The organism is Butyrivibrio sp. XBB1001 (genome assembly GCF_000424505.1).
Classification (GTDB): Bacteria; Bacillota; Clostridia; order Lachnospirales; family Lachnospiraceae; genus Butyrivibrio.
In genome coordinates, this window is the sequence record NZ_AUKA01000001.1 from 110,763 (window position 1) to 125,259 (window position 14,497).

The following is a 14,497-nucleotide window of genomic DNA, read 5'->3' on the forward strand; positions in this document are numbered from 1 at the left end:
CTAATAAATGAAGGGTAGGAAGATCGATGAATATTTCTAAATCACCTTGGGTGTTACATTATGATGGCTCCAGCTGTAATGGCTGTGATATAGAAGTTCTTGCCACAATGACTCCACTTTATGATGTAGAGCGTTTTGGTATTATAAATACTGGAAATCCCAAGCATGCTGATGTTTTGCTTCTTACAGGCGGTGTTAATGCTCAGACTGCTCCTGTAATCAGGCAGCTTTACAACATGATGCCTGATCCAAAGGTAGTTGTTGCCTGTGGTATCTGTGCATGCGACGGCGGCATTTTCAAGGAGTGCTACAACATTCTTGGAGGCGCTGACAAGGTTGTTCCAGTTGACGTATATGTTCCTGGATGTGCAGTAAGACCAGAAGCCTTGATTGAAGGCGTTGTCAAGGCAGTTGGAATCCTTGAGGAGAAGAGAAAGAAACTCAAGGAATCTATGAAAGTTGGTTATTGTGCTGTTGACTACAGCAAGATGGCTGTACATATGACAGCTGATGACTATGATCCAAGCACTCAGTATGATGCAGTTCTTACTGAGGAAGCTCTTAGACAGCAGGCTGAGGAAAAGATAAAGGCATCCAATAAGCCAGTTGCTCCAGCTGCTAAGCCGGCTCCTGCGGCTGCACCAGCAGCTAAGGCCGCGGCTACTGCTAATACTGAGAAAGGAGATGACAAATAATGAATATGGATTTTACTAATGTTGCTCCTGAAAGTATTCTGGATGAAGCACACAAACTTAAATTTGCAGGATACCATTTGATGCAGCAGTGTGCTACTCGTATTCCTGATGGATATGAGCTTTTATATACATTTGGTAAGGATTACGAAGTTAAACAGCTCAAGGTAACTCTTTCTGAGGATCAGGAAGTTTCAAGTATTTCAAGTGCGTTTCCTTGTGCCTTTATTCATGAGAATGAGATGCATGATCTTTTCGGTGTTAACATAAAAATGATTAATTTAGACTTTGAAGGTAAGTTCTATCGTACAGCGATCGAAACACCATTCAAGTAATTGGAGGAACCATATGTCTACTAGAAGTGTAATTCCATTTGGACCCCAGCATCCGGTTCTTCCGGAACCAATACATTTAGACCTTGTACTTGAGGATGAGAAGGTTGTAGAAGCTATTCCATCTATCGGTTTTATTCACAGAGGTCTTGAGAAGCTGGTTGATAAAAAAGATTTTAATGAGATGGTATATGTTGCAGAGCGTATCTGCGGTATCTGTTCTTTAGGTCATGGCCTTGGCTATTCTGAGGCTATTGAGCATATTATGGATATTGATGTTCCAGCCCGTGCTAAATTCCTTAGAACAATCTGGTCAGAGCTTTCAAGAATACATTCACATCTTCTCTGGCTTGGCCTTTTGGCTGATGCTTTTGGATTTGAGTCTCTTTACATGGATTGTTGGAGACTAAGAGAGGATGCTCTTGATATGTTTGAGGCATCTACAGGCGGACGAGTTATCTTTTCCGTAATGAAGGTAGGTGGTATCAGAAGAGATGTTTCCGATGAAATGCTTGCAGATTTCTCTAAGCGCATTGATAAGATGGAGGAAGATCTTAAGACTATTGCCAAGCCATTCCTTAACGACAAGGCAGTACAGACTCGTCTTCGTGGTGTTGGATATCTTTCTGCAGAACAGGCTGACCTTCTCGGCTGTGCAGGACCTTTCCTTCGTGCCAGTGGTGTAAACAGAGATATCAGAACTACAGGTTACTGTGCATATGGCGATATTGATTTTGAACCAATCATCAGCACAGAAGGTGATTCTTATGCTCGTACAGATTGCCGTATAAAAGAGATTTTCCAGGCCTTTGATATTATCCGCCAGTGTATCGCCAAGATGCCAAAGGGCGGTGAAATAGATGTTCCTGTTAAGGGAATGCCAAATGGCGAGTACATGATGCGTATTGAGCAGCCAAGAGGTGAGGCTCTGTATTACGTTAAGGCTAACGGAACAAAGTTTATAGACAGGCTTCGTGTCCGCACCCCCACATTCTCTAACCTTCCAGGAATGGTTGAGACTCTTAAGGGCTGCGACCTTGCTGATGTTCCGATTCTTGTACTTACTATCGATCCTTGTATCAGCTGTACAGAAAGGTAATATTACAACTTTTGATATTATGAGTTGTAATAGATGGGAGATAAAAGATGTCACTTGCAAGTTTTAAATCAACAATTCTTCATAATCTTGTATCTAAGCCAAAGACCAGAAGAACTGAGAAGGAATATCCAGCTGGTACAAGAGGACATGTTGAAAATGATATGGATGTATGCGTACTTTGCGGACTTTGCTCCATTAAGTGCCCTACACATGCTATTACTGTAGATAAGGTTGCTAAGACCTGGTCTATCAGACCAATGAGCTGCATTCAGTGTAGATGTTGTGTAGATAACTGTCCAAAGAAATGTCTTTCTATGGGCCTTCGTTTCCAGGAACCAGGTTCAGAGAAGGTCACACGCACATTCAAACAGTCTGAGAAAGCTATAGCTGCGCAGGAGGCCCTTATGAAGGCAGCCAAGGAGCGTGCAGCAGCTGCTGCAGCTGCAAAAGCAGCACAGGCAGCTCAGGCAGCACAAACAAATGCTACAGGAACAGCACCAGCTCAAGGTGCGCCAGCTCAGGCACCTGTAAAAGCGTCTGAGAATAAGACAGAAGAGAAATAATGATTTCTAAGATTACAGTTAAAGGGGCGGTACAAGGAGTTGGTTATCGCCCCTTTATTCTAAGAAAAGCAACTGAATATGGAATTCGTGGCTATGTTAAGAATATTGGGGCAGCTGTTGAAATACTTGCGATTGGTGAAGAAAATGTAATTTCTGAATTCACTTCAGATTTGTCACGCGAGTATCCAGCAGGTGCTTTTATTTTGAGTGTTGAAAAAAATGAACTGGATAATATTGAATATGAGGACTTATTAAAGGTCCTTGATCTTAAAAAAGATATTGTTGAGTCCGGTTTTTGTATTATAAATAGCGGCGAGATTGACCTTACTTCTGAGATTCCTGTATTTTTGCCGGATATTGGCATTTGCGATGACTGTATGGCGGAGATGTTGGATGAGACAAATAGAAGATACAGATATCCGCTTATTAGCTGTGCTTCCTGCGGTCCAAGAATAAGTATTCTTGATAAGCTTCCCTATGACCGAGATACCACAGCTATGATAGATTTTGATATGTGCCCTGAATGCGCTGCGGAATATGGAAAAGGGCGAAGGAGACATGCCCAGACTATTTCCTGTTTTGATTGCGGACCTCAGGTTGAGCTTAAACTATATGGCGTAAGTGATGAGCTGGATTCTGCAAGCGATACAAATGTACAGAAGGTAATTGGTCTTGACTCTTCCATAGACGAAGCTATAAGGCTGCTTAATGATGGCGCTGTTTTAGGTTTTAAGGGAGTTTCAGGTTTCCAGCTTATCTGCAAGCCTACGGATGAGGCAGCTCTTTTGCTAAGGAATATTAAGGGCCGTGAGAAGAAGCCCTTTGCGGTTATGTTCTCAGATGTGGAGGCTGTTTCTGAGTACTGCCAGATTTCAGATAAAGAAAAGGAACTGCTTGTAAGTAGCGCAAGGCCAATAGTTCTTTTGACAAAGAAAAAGGATTTCCCTTACGAAGTCTGCAAGGATAGCAGATATATCGGGGCTTTCCTTCCATCAACCGGAGCTCACAGGCTTTTGTGCGATGGATGTGGACCTTTGATTGTTACTAGTGCCAATAAATCTGATGAACCTATTATCACTGAAGATAAGGCCTTTGATGAAGCCTTTGGAAGTACTGCAGTTAAGGGTGTTCTTACTCATAAAAGACGCATCAATATGCCTCAGGACGACTCTGTTGTATTTGTTGTAAAGACAGATAGCGGAGAGGAAATAACCTGCTTTAATAGAAGAGCAAGGGGATATGTACCTCTTCCAATAAACACCTCTGGAATTGGCAAAAGAGTTCTGGCCTTTGGAGGAGATCTGAAGAGCACTTTCTCTTTTGGCTACAAGGATAAGATACTTACATCTCAGTATTTAGGGGATTTGAAGGACTACGGAGTTAACGAGAACCTGAAAAAACTCATTAGTCAGTACCGTGATATTTTTAAATTTAATCCGGAATTTGTTGTTTGTGATATGCATCCTTTATATGAGTCTGTGAGAATGGCTACAGACTATTGTAAATTGCAAAATTTGCCCCTTTTACAGGTTCAACATCACTATGCCCATATTCTTTCCGTTATGGCGGAAAATTCTCTAAAAAGCGCCATAGGAATCTCTTTTGACGGAACGGGATTTGGAACAGATAAAAAGGTATGGGGCGGAGAAATTCTGTACTGCAAGGGGCAGAATTTTGACAGAAAAGGCCATTTGTCCTATGTTAAGCTATGCGGCGGAGATAATGCATCAAAGAATGCAAAACTTGTCAAAGAGTGTTATCATTATGCAACAGGCAAAAATGACAAGACTACAGATTTGGTAAAGGCAGCTCTTTCAAATAATATTAACTGCTTCGAGACCTCCAGTATGGGACGCCTTTTTGATGCGGTATGTGCGGTTCTTTGCATAAAAGAGGCTAATTCCTTCGAGGGAGAATGTGCTATAGCTCTCGAAAAGGCAGCCTGGGACTATTTGGAGAGTAATGAAAGCAGGAATTATCCTGGTGGAAATGCAGACTTATCTTTTGACGTCACAGAAGATGCTGACGGATGTCTGTTACTGGATCAAGTTAAACTCTTTGAGGATATTAGCGAAGCTTTTGAAAGTGGCAAATATACCAGAGAAGAACTTGCTTATGGTTTCCATATGGCAATAGTTTCAGCTATCTGCAAGGTTTGCGCTAGAGTCAGTCAGGAGACTTCTGAGAAAAAGATATGTCTCTCCGGCGGAGTTTTTGGAAACAGGCTTTTGCTGTCAAAGACCATTTCTGAGCTTGATAAACTTGGATTTGAAGTATATTGTAATAGATTTGTTCCAGCGGGAGATGCTGGAATTTCAGTGGGCCAGGCTTATTGGCTCAGTCTTAAGGAGGGTTATATATGTGCGTTGCACTTCCCGGAAAAGTAATTGAAATGAATGGAAGAATTGCCACAGTTGATTTCAACGGCAATATTGTTAAGGCTGATTCCGGCCTTGTTGATGTAAGTGTTGGCGATAATGTTCTTGTTCACGCAGGCTGCATAATCCAGAAGATGGATGACAAGATGGCCCATGAGATGAATGAACTTTTTAATGAAATAGAAGGACTCACTATTTGATATGGCAAATACAGAACTTAAGGATATAGTCAAGGCTTTGAAGGAATACGATGGCGAAGAAGTCCGTATTATGGAGGTTTGCGGAACTCATACAGCAGCAATCTCTGAAAACGGCATTCCTTCAATGCTATCTGATAAGATAAAGCTTATTTCAGGGCCAGGTTGTCCTGTATGTGTTACTGTAACTGCAGTAATTGACAAGCTTATAGAGCTCTCGATGCAGGAAAACACCATTGTTTGTACCTTTGGTGACCTAATAAGAGTTAAGGGAACAAACATGTCTCTTGCTGATGCAAAGGGAGAGGGCGCCCATGTAAAGATGGTGTATTCCCCTATGGAGACAGTTAAGCTTGCGGAAGAAGATCCAGCCCACACCTTTGTTTTTGCGGCAATTGGTTTTGAGACAACGACACCGGTTTACGCAACAGTGCTTGAAAAGGCTATTGAGAAGAATTTGAAGAACTTGAAGCTCCTTACTTCTCTTAAGACAATGCCTGAAGTTATCAGATGGGTTGTGAAAAATGGCGGAGGAATCGACGGCTTTATTGCACCTGGTCATGTGGCAACCATTACAGGCAGCGATGAATACAAGGCGCTTTCAGAGGAGCTTGGAATTCCTTTTGTAGTTTCTGGTTTTGAAGGACCACAGCTTCTTGCTACAATCTATGCGCTGGTTTCAATGAAGGGCAAGACTGGCATCAGGAATATGTATAAGGCTGCCGTATCTGAAGAGGGAAATCTCAAGGCAAAAGAGCTTGTGAAAAAATACTTTGAGCCTGCTGATGCCTCCTGGCGTGGTATGGGCAAGATCAAAGGCTCAGGAATGGTCTTAAAAGAAGAGTACAGTCAGTTTGATGCAGGTAGTATGTCTTTGGATGAAGACCATATGCCGGCTGGATGCTGCTGCGCAAGCGTTCTTGTTGGTAAGATCAAGCCTTGCGACTGTCCTTTATTTGGAAAGGCCTGCACACCTGACAATGCCCATGGAGCATGCATGGTTTCTACTGAGGGAAGCTGCTACAACTATTTTGTATCAGGCCGCAAATAAGCAATAACAAGCAACAACTAAGACGATTATTATTGTATTAAATATATAGATATCTATAGAAACGGATTTGGAGTTTTAAAATGAAGATTACAATGGCTCATGGAAGCGGCGGAGAATCTACATCCAAGCTTATCAGAGATGTATTTGCCAAGCACTTTCACAATGAAATATTAGATAGACTCGAGGATTCTGCGGTTGTTCCAGGATCAGGTAAACTTGCTGTTACTACTGATAGTTTCGTGGTGACACCAGTTCTTTTCCCAGGTGGAGATATTGGAAGGCTTTCAGTTTGTGGCACTGTTAATGACCTACTTATGAGCGGTGCCAAGCCTATGTATCTTACCTGTGGTTGTATCTTAGAGGAAGGTCTCGATATTGAGATCCTTGATAAGGTAATTGCTTCTATGGCGGAGACAGCCAGAGAGGCTGGAATTAAGATAATTACTGGGGATACCAAGGTTATTGAGAACAAGGGCGGCGAAAGCGGTCTTATTATCAATACTTCCGGAGTAGGCTTTATTGCTGATGATCTTGATGTTCCTGGACCATTTAAGCTTCAGGATGAGGACAGGATCATTATTTCCGGCAATCTCGGAGATCATCATGCAGCTATTCTTGGTACAAGAATGGGCATTGAATCCAATATACATTCAGATGCAGCGCCTCTGTGCGAGATGGTAGGTAAGCTCCTTTCAGAGGGAATTCGTGTTCATGCCATGAGAGATGTCACAAGAGGCGGTCTTGGAACTGTTTTGAATGAATTTAGCGAAGCTTCAAAGTGCTCAATAGAGCTTAATGAGGAAGATATTCCAGTATCTGCTGCAGTTAGAGATTTTTGCGGTATCTTAGGGCTCAATCCAATGTACATGGGTAATGAAGGAAAAATGGTTCTTTCTGTACATAAGGACGATGCTCAAAGAGCAGTTTCTCTTATACAATCATCAAAATATGGCGAAAACTGCTGCATTATTGGCCAGGTACATAAAGATGAGAAAAATGCCGATAATAATAATGTGGTACTTAACACTAAAATTGGAGGCAAACGCATAATTGGTCTGATGTACGGAGAAGGTCTTCCAAGAATTTGCTAAATGTTGTACAATATGTTTTGACTTTTAAAAGAGATTTTTTGTGTTTTGAATTTTGAAAGGATAGATATATTTAATGGAGTTTAAGAGAATAAATAAAGATACAGTAACTTGTATCATTACTGAAGATGATATGGATGAACAGGGCATCAAGCTCGAGGATCTTTTTGAGAAAAAGAAGGAAGCTATGGACTTTCTTCATGAGGTTATGAGAAAGGCAGAAGAAGAGGTTGATTACAAGCCAACAGGTTCTTTTATGCCAATGCAGATTACTGTTCTTCCAGACCATTCAATATCGCTTACATTATCTGAAAATGCTTCTGCTTCTTTTGGTGAGATTTTAAAGAATCTCACAGACAAGGCAGGAATTAAGATTCCTAAAAATGTTCTTGAGGACATAGGGGATTCTGTTGATGAAGAGAGAATTAATCGTCTAAATGAGTATTTGAAGAGTCTTAAGCAGCTTACTAATTCAGTCAAGAATATCATGGAAGAAAGCGGTATAGCTGAGAATCATGATAAGGCAATCATCAATCAGAATGCATCTATAGAGGATGGCAGGAAAAAGGCTGCTTCAATAGCCAATGGGGCAACGAGAAAGGCGCCTGAGAATTCATCTGACAAGAATTCAGATGCTGCAAGACTTAAGTTCCATGAGTATGTATTTACTTTTGATGATATCAGGACTGTTATTTCATTTTGCGGAAAGGCTCCTACAAATCTTCAGATCAAGAGTTCTCTTTATAAGAATGAGACAGATGGCAAGTATTATCTGGATCTTCTTCGTGGAGAGGAAGACCCCAAGGCTTTTGCAGCTCTTTTCACAATGGCTTATGAGTTTGGCCATTTCCAGGCAACTAATCAAAATGTAATTGCCCATTATAAAGAGAATTTTGAGTGTATCATTAAAGACAACGCTCTTTCAGAGCTTTCTAAGGTTTGCTGATAGCTTATAGCATATTATTGGAAGCGGTTTAGATTTAAAGCTAATCCGCTTCTTTTTATATCATAGGATTCTTAATTAAAGGTTTGGAGTAAAATGCGATTAAATCAATATATTGCATCTTGTGGCGTTTGTTCCAGAAGAGAAGCGGATAAACTGATAGCAGCAGGTCGTGTACTTGTAAATGGGGTGATTCCAAGCCCTGGAATGCAGGTATCGCCTGAGGATGAAGTGCAGGTTGATAAAAAGGTGATCAGTAAGGTTGAGTCTAGAATAGTTCTCGCATACTACAAGCCTGTTGGAGTTGTCTGTACTGAGAAAGATGCTCACGCCGAAAGAACAGTAATTTCAGAGATAAAATATCATACTAGAGTAACCTATGCGGGGAGACTAGATAAAGACTCAGAGGGGCTACTTCTTTTATCTAACGATGGAAAGCTTATCGAAGCCATGATGAAATCTGCCAATAAGCATGAAAAGGAATATGAGGTAGAGGTAGACAGGGAAATAAACGGCGATTTTCTAAATCGCATGGCTAACGGAGTCTATCTTGAGGAGCTTGACAGAACAACTAGGGGCTGCAAGATTCAAAAGACCGGAAAGCGTAGTTTCAAAATTATTCTTACACAAGGGCTTAACAGGCAGATAAGACGTATGTGTCAGGCTCTTGGCTATGAAGTTGTTTCTCTTAAGAGAATAAGAGTTATGACTGTGAGACTTTCAGACTATAATTTGAAAAGCGGCCAATATGTAGAACTTCCAAAGGCTGAAATAGACAAGCTATACAGGGAGTGTAGACTGTCCTGAATATTTTAATAATCCAGGTGTCAAAAGTAAGTTTGACTTCTGATAATAAACGAAAAGGTTGGGGAAAAATGAGTCAGATCACAGATGAAATCAAAAATGCCTATGATGCTCTGGTAAAAGAGATAAAGCATCATATGGATCTATATTACAATCAGGATGAGCCTGAAATCTCAGACTATGAGTATGATCAGCTTATGATCAGATTAAAGAAGTATGAGGCAGATTATCCTGAGCTAGTATCGAAGGATTCACCAAGTCAGATAATTGGCGGAGTTGCCAAGAGAGAAGCTGGAGTTAAGATCACACACAATGTTCCCATGCTTTCAATTGAAGATGTATTTACCAAGGAAGCTGTAATTGAGTGGGTTAATAAAGTTCACACTCTTCACCCACAGGCTTTATTTTCTGCTGAGATCAAGATAGATGGTCTTAGTATGTCATTAAGATACAGGAAGGATACTTCTGACGATAAGCTTCATTTAGAGCTTGCTGAAACAAGAGGAGATGGACTTATTGGAGAGGATGTTACTGCAAATGCTCTTATGATTCCTGATGTAAAAAGAGTAATCGACCTCCCTTATGACTATCTTGAGCTAAGAGGCGAAGTTTATATGTCTCATGAGAACTTTGATAAGTTTAATGAGGAGCAGGAGAAGCTTGGAAAAAAGATAGCTGCAAATCCAAGAAATCTGGCTGCAGGAACGCTTCGTCAGCTTGATCCTACAGTTACAAGGGACAGAGGTCTTAGAATGTTTATCTTTAATATTCAGGATGGTCCGGCAGAAATTACTGAATCTCACTGCGGCGGCCTTGATATCCTGGAAAAAGCTGGTGTTCCTGTTGTTTATCACGAAAAATGTTGTGAGGCTTCTGAGGTTATAGCAGCTATCGATAAAATTGGCTCTATGCGAGAAGAACTTGATTTTGACCTTGATGGTGCGGTAATTAAGGTTGATCATACTGATTGGAGATCTGATTTTCCGGCAGGCTCCAAGTATTCTAGTGGACATATAGCCTATAAGTATCCGCCAGAAGAACGTGTCGTAGTTATGGATGAAATTATAGTAGATGTAGGCAGAACTGGTAAGCTTACATTTACTGGTAGCTTCCACGACAGAGAAACTGGTAAACCCGCTAGACTTTGCGGAACAAGTGTATCAAGGGCTACTCTTCACAATCAGGACTACATAAACGAGATGCAGATTGGTATTGGTGGAGAATACAAGCTCTTTAAGAGTGGCGAGATCATTCCAAAACTAAATGGTTGCGTAAGGGCTCCTGAAATCGTTTATAAGGCTCCTGAAAAGTGCCCTGTTTGCGGCTCTGTCCTTGTAAGAGAAGAGGATACAGCAGATATCAGATGTATAAATCCAACATGCCCTGCACAGGTTACAAGAACCATTGCATATTTTACAAGTAGAGATGCCATGAATATCATGGGACTTGGAGATACACTTGTAGATGCACTTGTATCTGAAGGCTATCTTAAGACCTACGCTGATATTTACACTCTTTATGAACACAAGGAAGAACTTATTGAAAAGGGCATAATCGGAAAAGTTAAGAATACAGAAAAGCTTCTTGGAGAAATCGAAAAGAGTAAGGAAAATGATCCTGTTCGCCTCCTTACTGGTCTTGCAATCAGAAACGTAGGAAAATCAACAGCCAGAGAGATCATGAAGCATTTTAATAATCTAATGGATCTTGCTAAGGTTACGAGAGAAGGCTTTTTACAAATACCAGATATTGGAGAAACTACAGCTAATGATCTTTATGAGTTTTTCCATGACGAGAATAATCTCCATATTTTGGAAAAAATGCTGTCTCTTGGCCTTAATATGGAAGTTACTCCTGATGAAGACGCCTCAGATAAGCTTTCAGGAATGACAATTGTTGTCACAGGAACTCTTCCTACACTTGGAAGAAAAGAGGCAGAAGAGCTTATAGTTAAAAATGGTGGAAAGGCATCTGGAAGCGTATCCAAGAAAACAAGCCTTGTTCTGGCTGGAGAAGCAGCTGGTAGTAAGCTTACAAAGGCTCAGGATCTTGGTATTAAGGTTATTACAGAAGCAGAATTTCTAGAAATGCTTAAATAAATCACTTATTCATAATGCTCAATGCTGATATAATAGATAATTACTAGATTTTATATGTGTGAGGTGGTTGTAACATGCCAATTAAAATTCAAAATGATCTTCCTGCAAGGGAAATACTTGAACAGGAAAATATATTTGCTGTAGATGAGAACAGAGCGCTTCACCAGGACATCCGATCTCTTCAGATCTGTATCCTTAACCTGATGCCTCTTAAGGAGGATACAGAGCTTCAGCTACTAAGATCCATGTCAAATACACCGCTGCAGATTGATGTATCCTTTATGCAAATGAGCTCCCATCATTCCAGCAATACATCACCTAACCATTTGAACAGATTTTATAACACATTCGATGAACTTAAGGATAACACCTATGACGGACTTATTATCACAGGTGCGCCTGTTGAGCAGATGGACTTTGAACAGGTAGACTACTGGGATGAGCTTTGCAAAGTGTTTGAATGGTCCAAGACCAACGTGACTTCCACATTTCATATCTGTTGGGGGGCACAGGCAGGATTATATTATCACTATGGCATTAACAAAAAGCCCCTAGATGAGAAACTCTTTGGAATATTTAAGCACCGTGTGATGAACAGAAAAGTGCCTCTTGTAAGAGGATTTGATGATACTTTTTATATGCCTCATTCAAGACACACAGAGACCCCCACACAGGATATAGAAAAATGTGAAGACCTTGTTGTACTTGCTAAATCAGAAAAAGCTGGAATATTCCTGTGTATGAATAAATCTGGTAGTCAGATATTTGTAATGGGACATGCAGAATACGACAGATTAACCCTTGATAGTGAGTATAGAAGAGACCTTTCCAAGGGCCTTGATATTCATGTTCCTGAAAATTATTATCCTGATAATGATCCTGATAAGAGGCCAGATCTTTTATGGCGCTCACATGCCAATAACCTATACACAAACTGGCTTAACTATTATGTATATCAGAATACTCCTTATAAATGGGGGCAGATTCTTGATGAGGAAAAGATAAAGCTTGCCTCCAAGACACTTACTAAAAGAGTAGAAGGATGAAAAAAATCATTATAGAAAAGGAAATTGAAAAATGGATAAGAAGCTGAGAAATATATATACTGCATTTCCTGAGGGTAAACACAAAGTACTGACGCTTAGCTATGATGATGGGAAGATCCCAGATAAGAGACTTGTAGCACTTTTTAATGAATATGGACTTAAAGGCACCTTTAACCTTAATGGTGGTCTTGAAAATGCTCCTTTTACAGAATTCTATCAGGAGCATATACCTCTTTCAGAGATAAAAGATGTTTACGAAGGTCATGAAGTCGCATGTCATACTTTTACACATCCTACAATCGCCAGATGCCCTAGAGAACAGATAGCTCAGCAGGTGCTCGAGGACAGAAGAATGCTTGAAAAGATATTAGGCAGAACTGTAAGAGGAATGGCTTATCCTAATGGCTCTTTTGATGACAAGGTTGTTGATGTATTTAAGAGCTGCGGAATAGTTCACGCCCGCACTGTAAATCAGACACTTTCATTTGACATGCCTTCAGATTTCCTTAGATGGAATCCTACCTGCAGACATGGAGATTCAAACTTAGAAAGACTTACTAAGGCCTTTTCTGAATTCCATAAAACTCAGTACCTGCAGATGTTCTATGTATGGGGACACAGTTATGAGTTTGACAGAGATAATAATTGGGAAATCATGGAGAAATTTGCCAAGGATATCGGAAGACATGAAGATATCTGGTATGCAACTAATATTGACATAGTTGACTATATGGATGCTTCTGACAGAATCCAGGTTTCTGTAGATGGAACATTTGCTTATAATCCTAGTGCAATTCCTGTTTGGATTGAAGTAGATAAGAAAGCAGTAGAGTTACTTCCAGGAAAATATACAGAAATTTAATATTTTTATTATAGAAAAATACCGTGTTTTCAAGCTTTTTGTGCGAGCCTTCGGCTTGTCTTTTGCTGTGAAATACGATAAAATATTATTGTTAAGTCGATAATTTATTTGTGTTTTTTAACAAGGAGACTTTTATTATGGGCCTTAGTATGGATAACGAAGAAGTTGAAGTAAAAAGCACTGATACCAAGAAAAAGCCAACTAAAAAGACTAAGGAAATGCTTGAAGAGAATTCTAATAAGATCGAGGAGCTCAAAACTGAGCAGAAAGATCTTGCAGCTGCTTTGAGTGATCTGGACAAAGAAGAGGAAGCTCTTGGTGAGAAATCTGCGCTTAAGATGAAGGTTTCTCACAAGAAGTTTGGTGAAGGCCAGGTTATTACTCAGGATGGCAAATATATTGAGGTTAAATTCAAAGACGTAGTCAAGAAGTTTGTTCTTCCTGGCTGCATTGCTGATAAATTCCTTGAAGTTTCTGATGAAGCTATCTACGAGTACTATGTTAAGAGAAATGAAATTCATAAGAAACGTATGAATACTGAGCTTAGGATCAAATCAGCAACCTTTGCAATCCAGAGACATGAGGATGCAATCGAGAAGCTTAATGCTAAGCTTAAATAATTAGATACACTAAGATATTTGACGAGCTGTATGATGGTATATTTACTGTCATACAGCTCGTTTTGACTAAAATTTGTAGTAGAAATGGTCGGTCGAAGCGGGTGAGTAATATGATTTTATTTGTAGATGCATGTGTTAGAACACATTCTAGGACGAAAAAGCTTGCGGAGGCTCTGCTGTCAAAACTAAATGATGAGACTGTTCATATAGCGCTGGAGAAGATTTCTTTTGATGTGACAGATGAGGCTTACCTGAAAAAGAGAGATGATCTGATATCTCAAGGATTGTTTGACGATGATATGTTTGCCTTAGCCAGGCAGTTTGCAGTAGCAGATACTATTGTGATTGCAGCGCCTTTCTGGGATTTGTCTTTTCCGGCTATGTTGAAACAGTATATTGAAGCCATAAATGTGCTTGGAGTTACCTTTGAATACACATCTGAAGGAATTCCCAAAGGCTTATGCAGAGCAAATAAGCTTTATTATGTTACGACGGCAGGTGGAAGCTTTGTTCCGTTGGAGTTTGGATTTGGCTATATAAAAACACTTGCTCAGAATTTCTACGGGATAGATAATGTGGAAATATTTAAGGCAGTCGGTCTGGATATTGCAGGGGCAGATGTAGAGGCCATCATGGATGAAGCTATAAGGAGAGAATGGTGAGTGTAAAATAAAAAACTAAAAATGTGATATCCTATTGTTTAGAGGCAAAGACGCTTTCAGA

15 protein-coding genes are annotated in these 14,497 nt (G+C 40.2%); all 15 read left to right on the plus strand.

The window, feature by feature from the left end; translation table 11 throughout:
• The first annotated feature begins 26 nt into the window (after positions 1-26).
• The 15 genes from G631_RS21495 to G631_RS0100570 all read left to right on the plus strand — a co-directional run bounded on the left by G631_RS21495 (position 27) and on the right by G631_RS0100570 (position 14,436).
• Positions 27-695, plus strand: coding sequence for an NADH-quinone oxidoreductase subunit B family protein (locus G631_RS21495; RefSeq protein WP_026487750.1), 669 nt, complete (start codon positions 27-29; stop codon positions 693-695).
• The gene (locus G631_RS0100505; RefSeq protein ID WP_026487751.1) at positions 695-1,027 is read left to right on the plus strand and encodes an NADH-quinone oxidoreductase subunit C; all 333 of its coding nucleotides are present in this window, start codon (positions 695-697) and stop codon (positions 1,025-1,027) included. The genes G631_RS21495 and G631_RS0100505 overlap by 1 nt, the downstream gene beginning before the upstream one ends.
• Positions 1,028-1,040: 13 nt before the next feature.
• Entirely contained in the window at positions 1,041-2,123 is a 1,083-nt protein-coding gene (locus tag G631_RS0100510; RefSeq protein ID WP_026487752.1) for a hydrogenase large subunit, read from the plus strand.
• A 47-nt stretch (positions 2,124-2,170) separates the two neighbouring features.
• A complete protein-coding gene (locus G631_RS19780; protein ID WP_051196678.1) occupies positions 2,171-2,686 on the plus strand; it encodes a 4Fe-4S dicluster domain-containing protein in 516 nt (171 codons plus the stop codon).
• Positions 2,686-5,073 carry a carbamoyltransferase HypF gene (gene hypF, locus G631_RS17550; protein WP_051196680.1) on the plus strand — a complete coding sequence of 796 codons (2,388 nt, stop codon included), beginning with the start codon at positions 2,686-2,688 and terminating at the stop codon, positions 5,071-5,073. Before G631_RS19780 ends, hypF begins: the two co-directional genes overlap by 1 nt.
• On the plus strand, positions 5,046-5,264 hold the full coding sequence (locus G631_RS0100525; protein WP_026487753.1) for a HypC/HybG/HupF family hydrogenase formation chaperone: 219 nt from the start codon (positions 5,046-5,048) through the stop codon (positions 5,262-5,264). Before hypF ends, G631_RS0100525 begins: the two co-directional genes overlap by 28 nt.
• Position 5,265: 1 nt before the next feature.
• Complete coding sequence (gene hypD / locus G631_RS0100530) at positions 5,266-6,312, plus strand: hydrogenase formation protein HypD (protein ID WP_026487754.1); 1,047 nt, start codon at positions 5,266-5,268, stop codon at positions 6,310-6,312.
• 80 nt (positions 6,313-6,392) lie between these two features.
• Complete coding sequence (gene hypE / locus G631_RS0100535; protein WP_026487755.1) at positions 6,393-7,403, plus strand: hydrogenase expression/formation protein HypE; 1,011 nt, start codon at positions 6,393-6,395, stop codon at positions 7,401-7,403.
• Positions 7,404-7,476: 73 nt separating this feature from the next.
• Positions 7,477-8,346, plus strand: a complete 870-nt coding sequence (locus G631_RS0100540) for an adaptor protein MecA (RefSeq protein ID WP_026487756.1) — start codon at positions 7,477-7,479, stop codon at positions 8,344-8,346.
• A 93-nt stretch (positions 8,347-8,439) separates the two neighbouring features.
• Positions 8,440-9,150 carry a pseudouridine synthase gene (locus G631_RS0100545; RefSeq protein ID WP_026487757.1) on the plus strand — a complete coding sequence of 237 codons (711 nt, stop codon included), beginning with the start codon at positions 8,440-8,442 and terminating at the stop codon, positions 9,148-9,150.
• A gap of 68 nt (positions 9,151-9,218) precedes the next feature.
• Complete coding sequence (gene ligA / locus G631_RS0100550; RefSeq protein ID WP_035789075.1) at positions 9,219-11,246, plus strand: NAD-dependent DNA ligase LigA; 2,028 nt, start codon at positions 9,219-9,221, stop codon at positions 11,244-11,246.
• A gap of 74 nt (positions 11,247-11,320) precedes the next feature.
• Positions 11,321-12,292, plus strand: coding sequence for a homoserine O-acetyltransferase MetA (metA, locus tag G631_RS0100555; protein WP_026487759.1), 972 nt, complete (start codon positions 11,321-11,323; stop codon positions 12,290-12,292).
• 31 nt (positions 12,293-12,323) lie between these two features.
• Entirely contained in the window at positions 12,324-13,154 is an 831-nt protein-coding gene (locus G631_RS0100560) for a polysaccharide deacetylase family protein (RefSeq protein WP_035789076.1), read from the plus strand.
• A gap of 137 nt (positions 13,155-13,291) precedes the next feature.
• The gene (locus tag G631_RS0100565; protein ID WP_026487761.1) at positions 13,292-13,774 is read left to right on the plus strand and encodes a hypothetical protein; all 483 of its coding nucleotides are present in this window, start codon (positions 13,292-13,294) and stop codon (positions 13,772-13,774) included.
• A 110-nt stretch (positions 13,775-13,884) separates the two neighbouring features.
• A complete protein-coding gene (locus G631_RS0100570; RefSeq protein ID WP_035789077.1) occupies positions 13,885-14,436 on the plus strand; it encodes an NAD(P)H-dependent oxidoreductase in 552 nt (183 codons plus the stop codon).
• The last annotated feature ends 61 nt before the right edge of the window (positions 14,437-14,497 follow it).

What these genes read in the sequence shown, in the direction of transcription:
- G631_RS21495 (WP_026487750.1), top strand. Translation starts at nt 27, where the DNA reads ATGAATATTTCTAAATCACCTTGGGTGTTACATTATGATGGCTCCAGC.
- G631_RS0100505 (WP_026487751.1), top strand. Translation starts at nt 695, where the DNA reads ATGAATATGGATTTTACTAATGTTGCTCCTGAAAGTATTCTGGATGAA.
- G631_RS0100510 (WP_026487752.1), top strand. Translation starts at nt 1,041, where the DNA reads ATGTCTACTAGAAGTGTAATTCCATTTGGACCCCAGCATCCGGTTCTT.
- G631_RS19780 (WP_051196678.1), top strand. Translation starts at nt 2,171, where the DNA reads ATGTCACTTGCAAGTTTTAAATCAACAATTCTTCATAATCTTGTATCT.
- hypF (WP_051196680.1), top strand. Translation starts at nt 2,686, where the DNA reads ATGATTTCTAAGATTACAGTTAAAGGGGCGGTACAAGGAGTTGGTTAT.
- G631_RS0100525 (WP_026487753.1), top strand. Translation starts at nt 5,046, where the DNA reads ATGTGCGTTGCACTTCCCGGAAAAGTAATTGAAATGAATGGAAGAATT.
- hypD (WP_026487754.1), top strand. Translation starts at nt 5,266, where the DNA reads ATGGCAAATACAGAACTTAAGGATATAGTCAAGGCTTTGAAGGAATAC.
- hypE (WP_026487755.1), top strand. Translation starts at nt 6,393, where the DNA reads ATGAAGATTACAATGGCTCATGGAAGCGGCGGAGAATCTACATCCAAG.
- G631_RS0100540 (WP_026487756.1), top strand. Translation starts at nt 7,477, where the DNA reads ATGGAGTTTAAGAGAATAAATAAAGATACAGTAACTTGTATCATTACT.
- G631_RS0100545 (WP_026487757.1), top strand. Translation starts at nt 8,440, where the DNA reads ATGCGATTAAATCAATATATTGCATCTTGTGGCGTTTGTTCCAGAAGA.
- ligA (WP_035789075.1), top strand. Translation starts at nt 9,219, where the DNA reads ATGAGTCAGATCACAGATGAAATCAAAAATGCCTATGATGCTCTGGTA.
- metA (WP_026487759.1), top strand. Translation starts at nt 11,321, where the DNA reads ATGCCAATTAAAATTCAAAATGATCTTCCTGCAAGGGAAATACTTGAA.
- G631_RS0100560 (WP_035789076.1), top strand. Translation starts at nt 12,324, where the DNA reads ATGGATAAGAAGCTGAGAAATATATATACTGCATTTCCTGAGGGTAAA.
- G631_RS0100565 (WP_026487761.1), top strand. Translation starts at nt 13,292, where the DNA reads ATGGGCCTTAGTATGGATAACGAAGAAGTTGAAGTAAAAAGCACTGAT.
- G631_RS0100570 (WP_035789077.1), top strand. Translation starts at nt 13,885, where the DNA reads ATGATTTTATTTGTAGATGCATGTGTTAGAACACATTCTAGGACGAAA.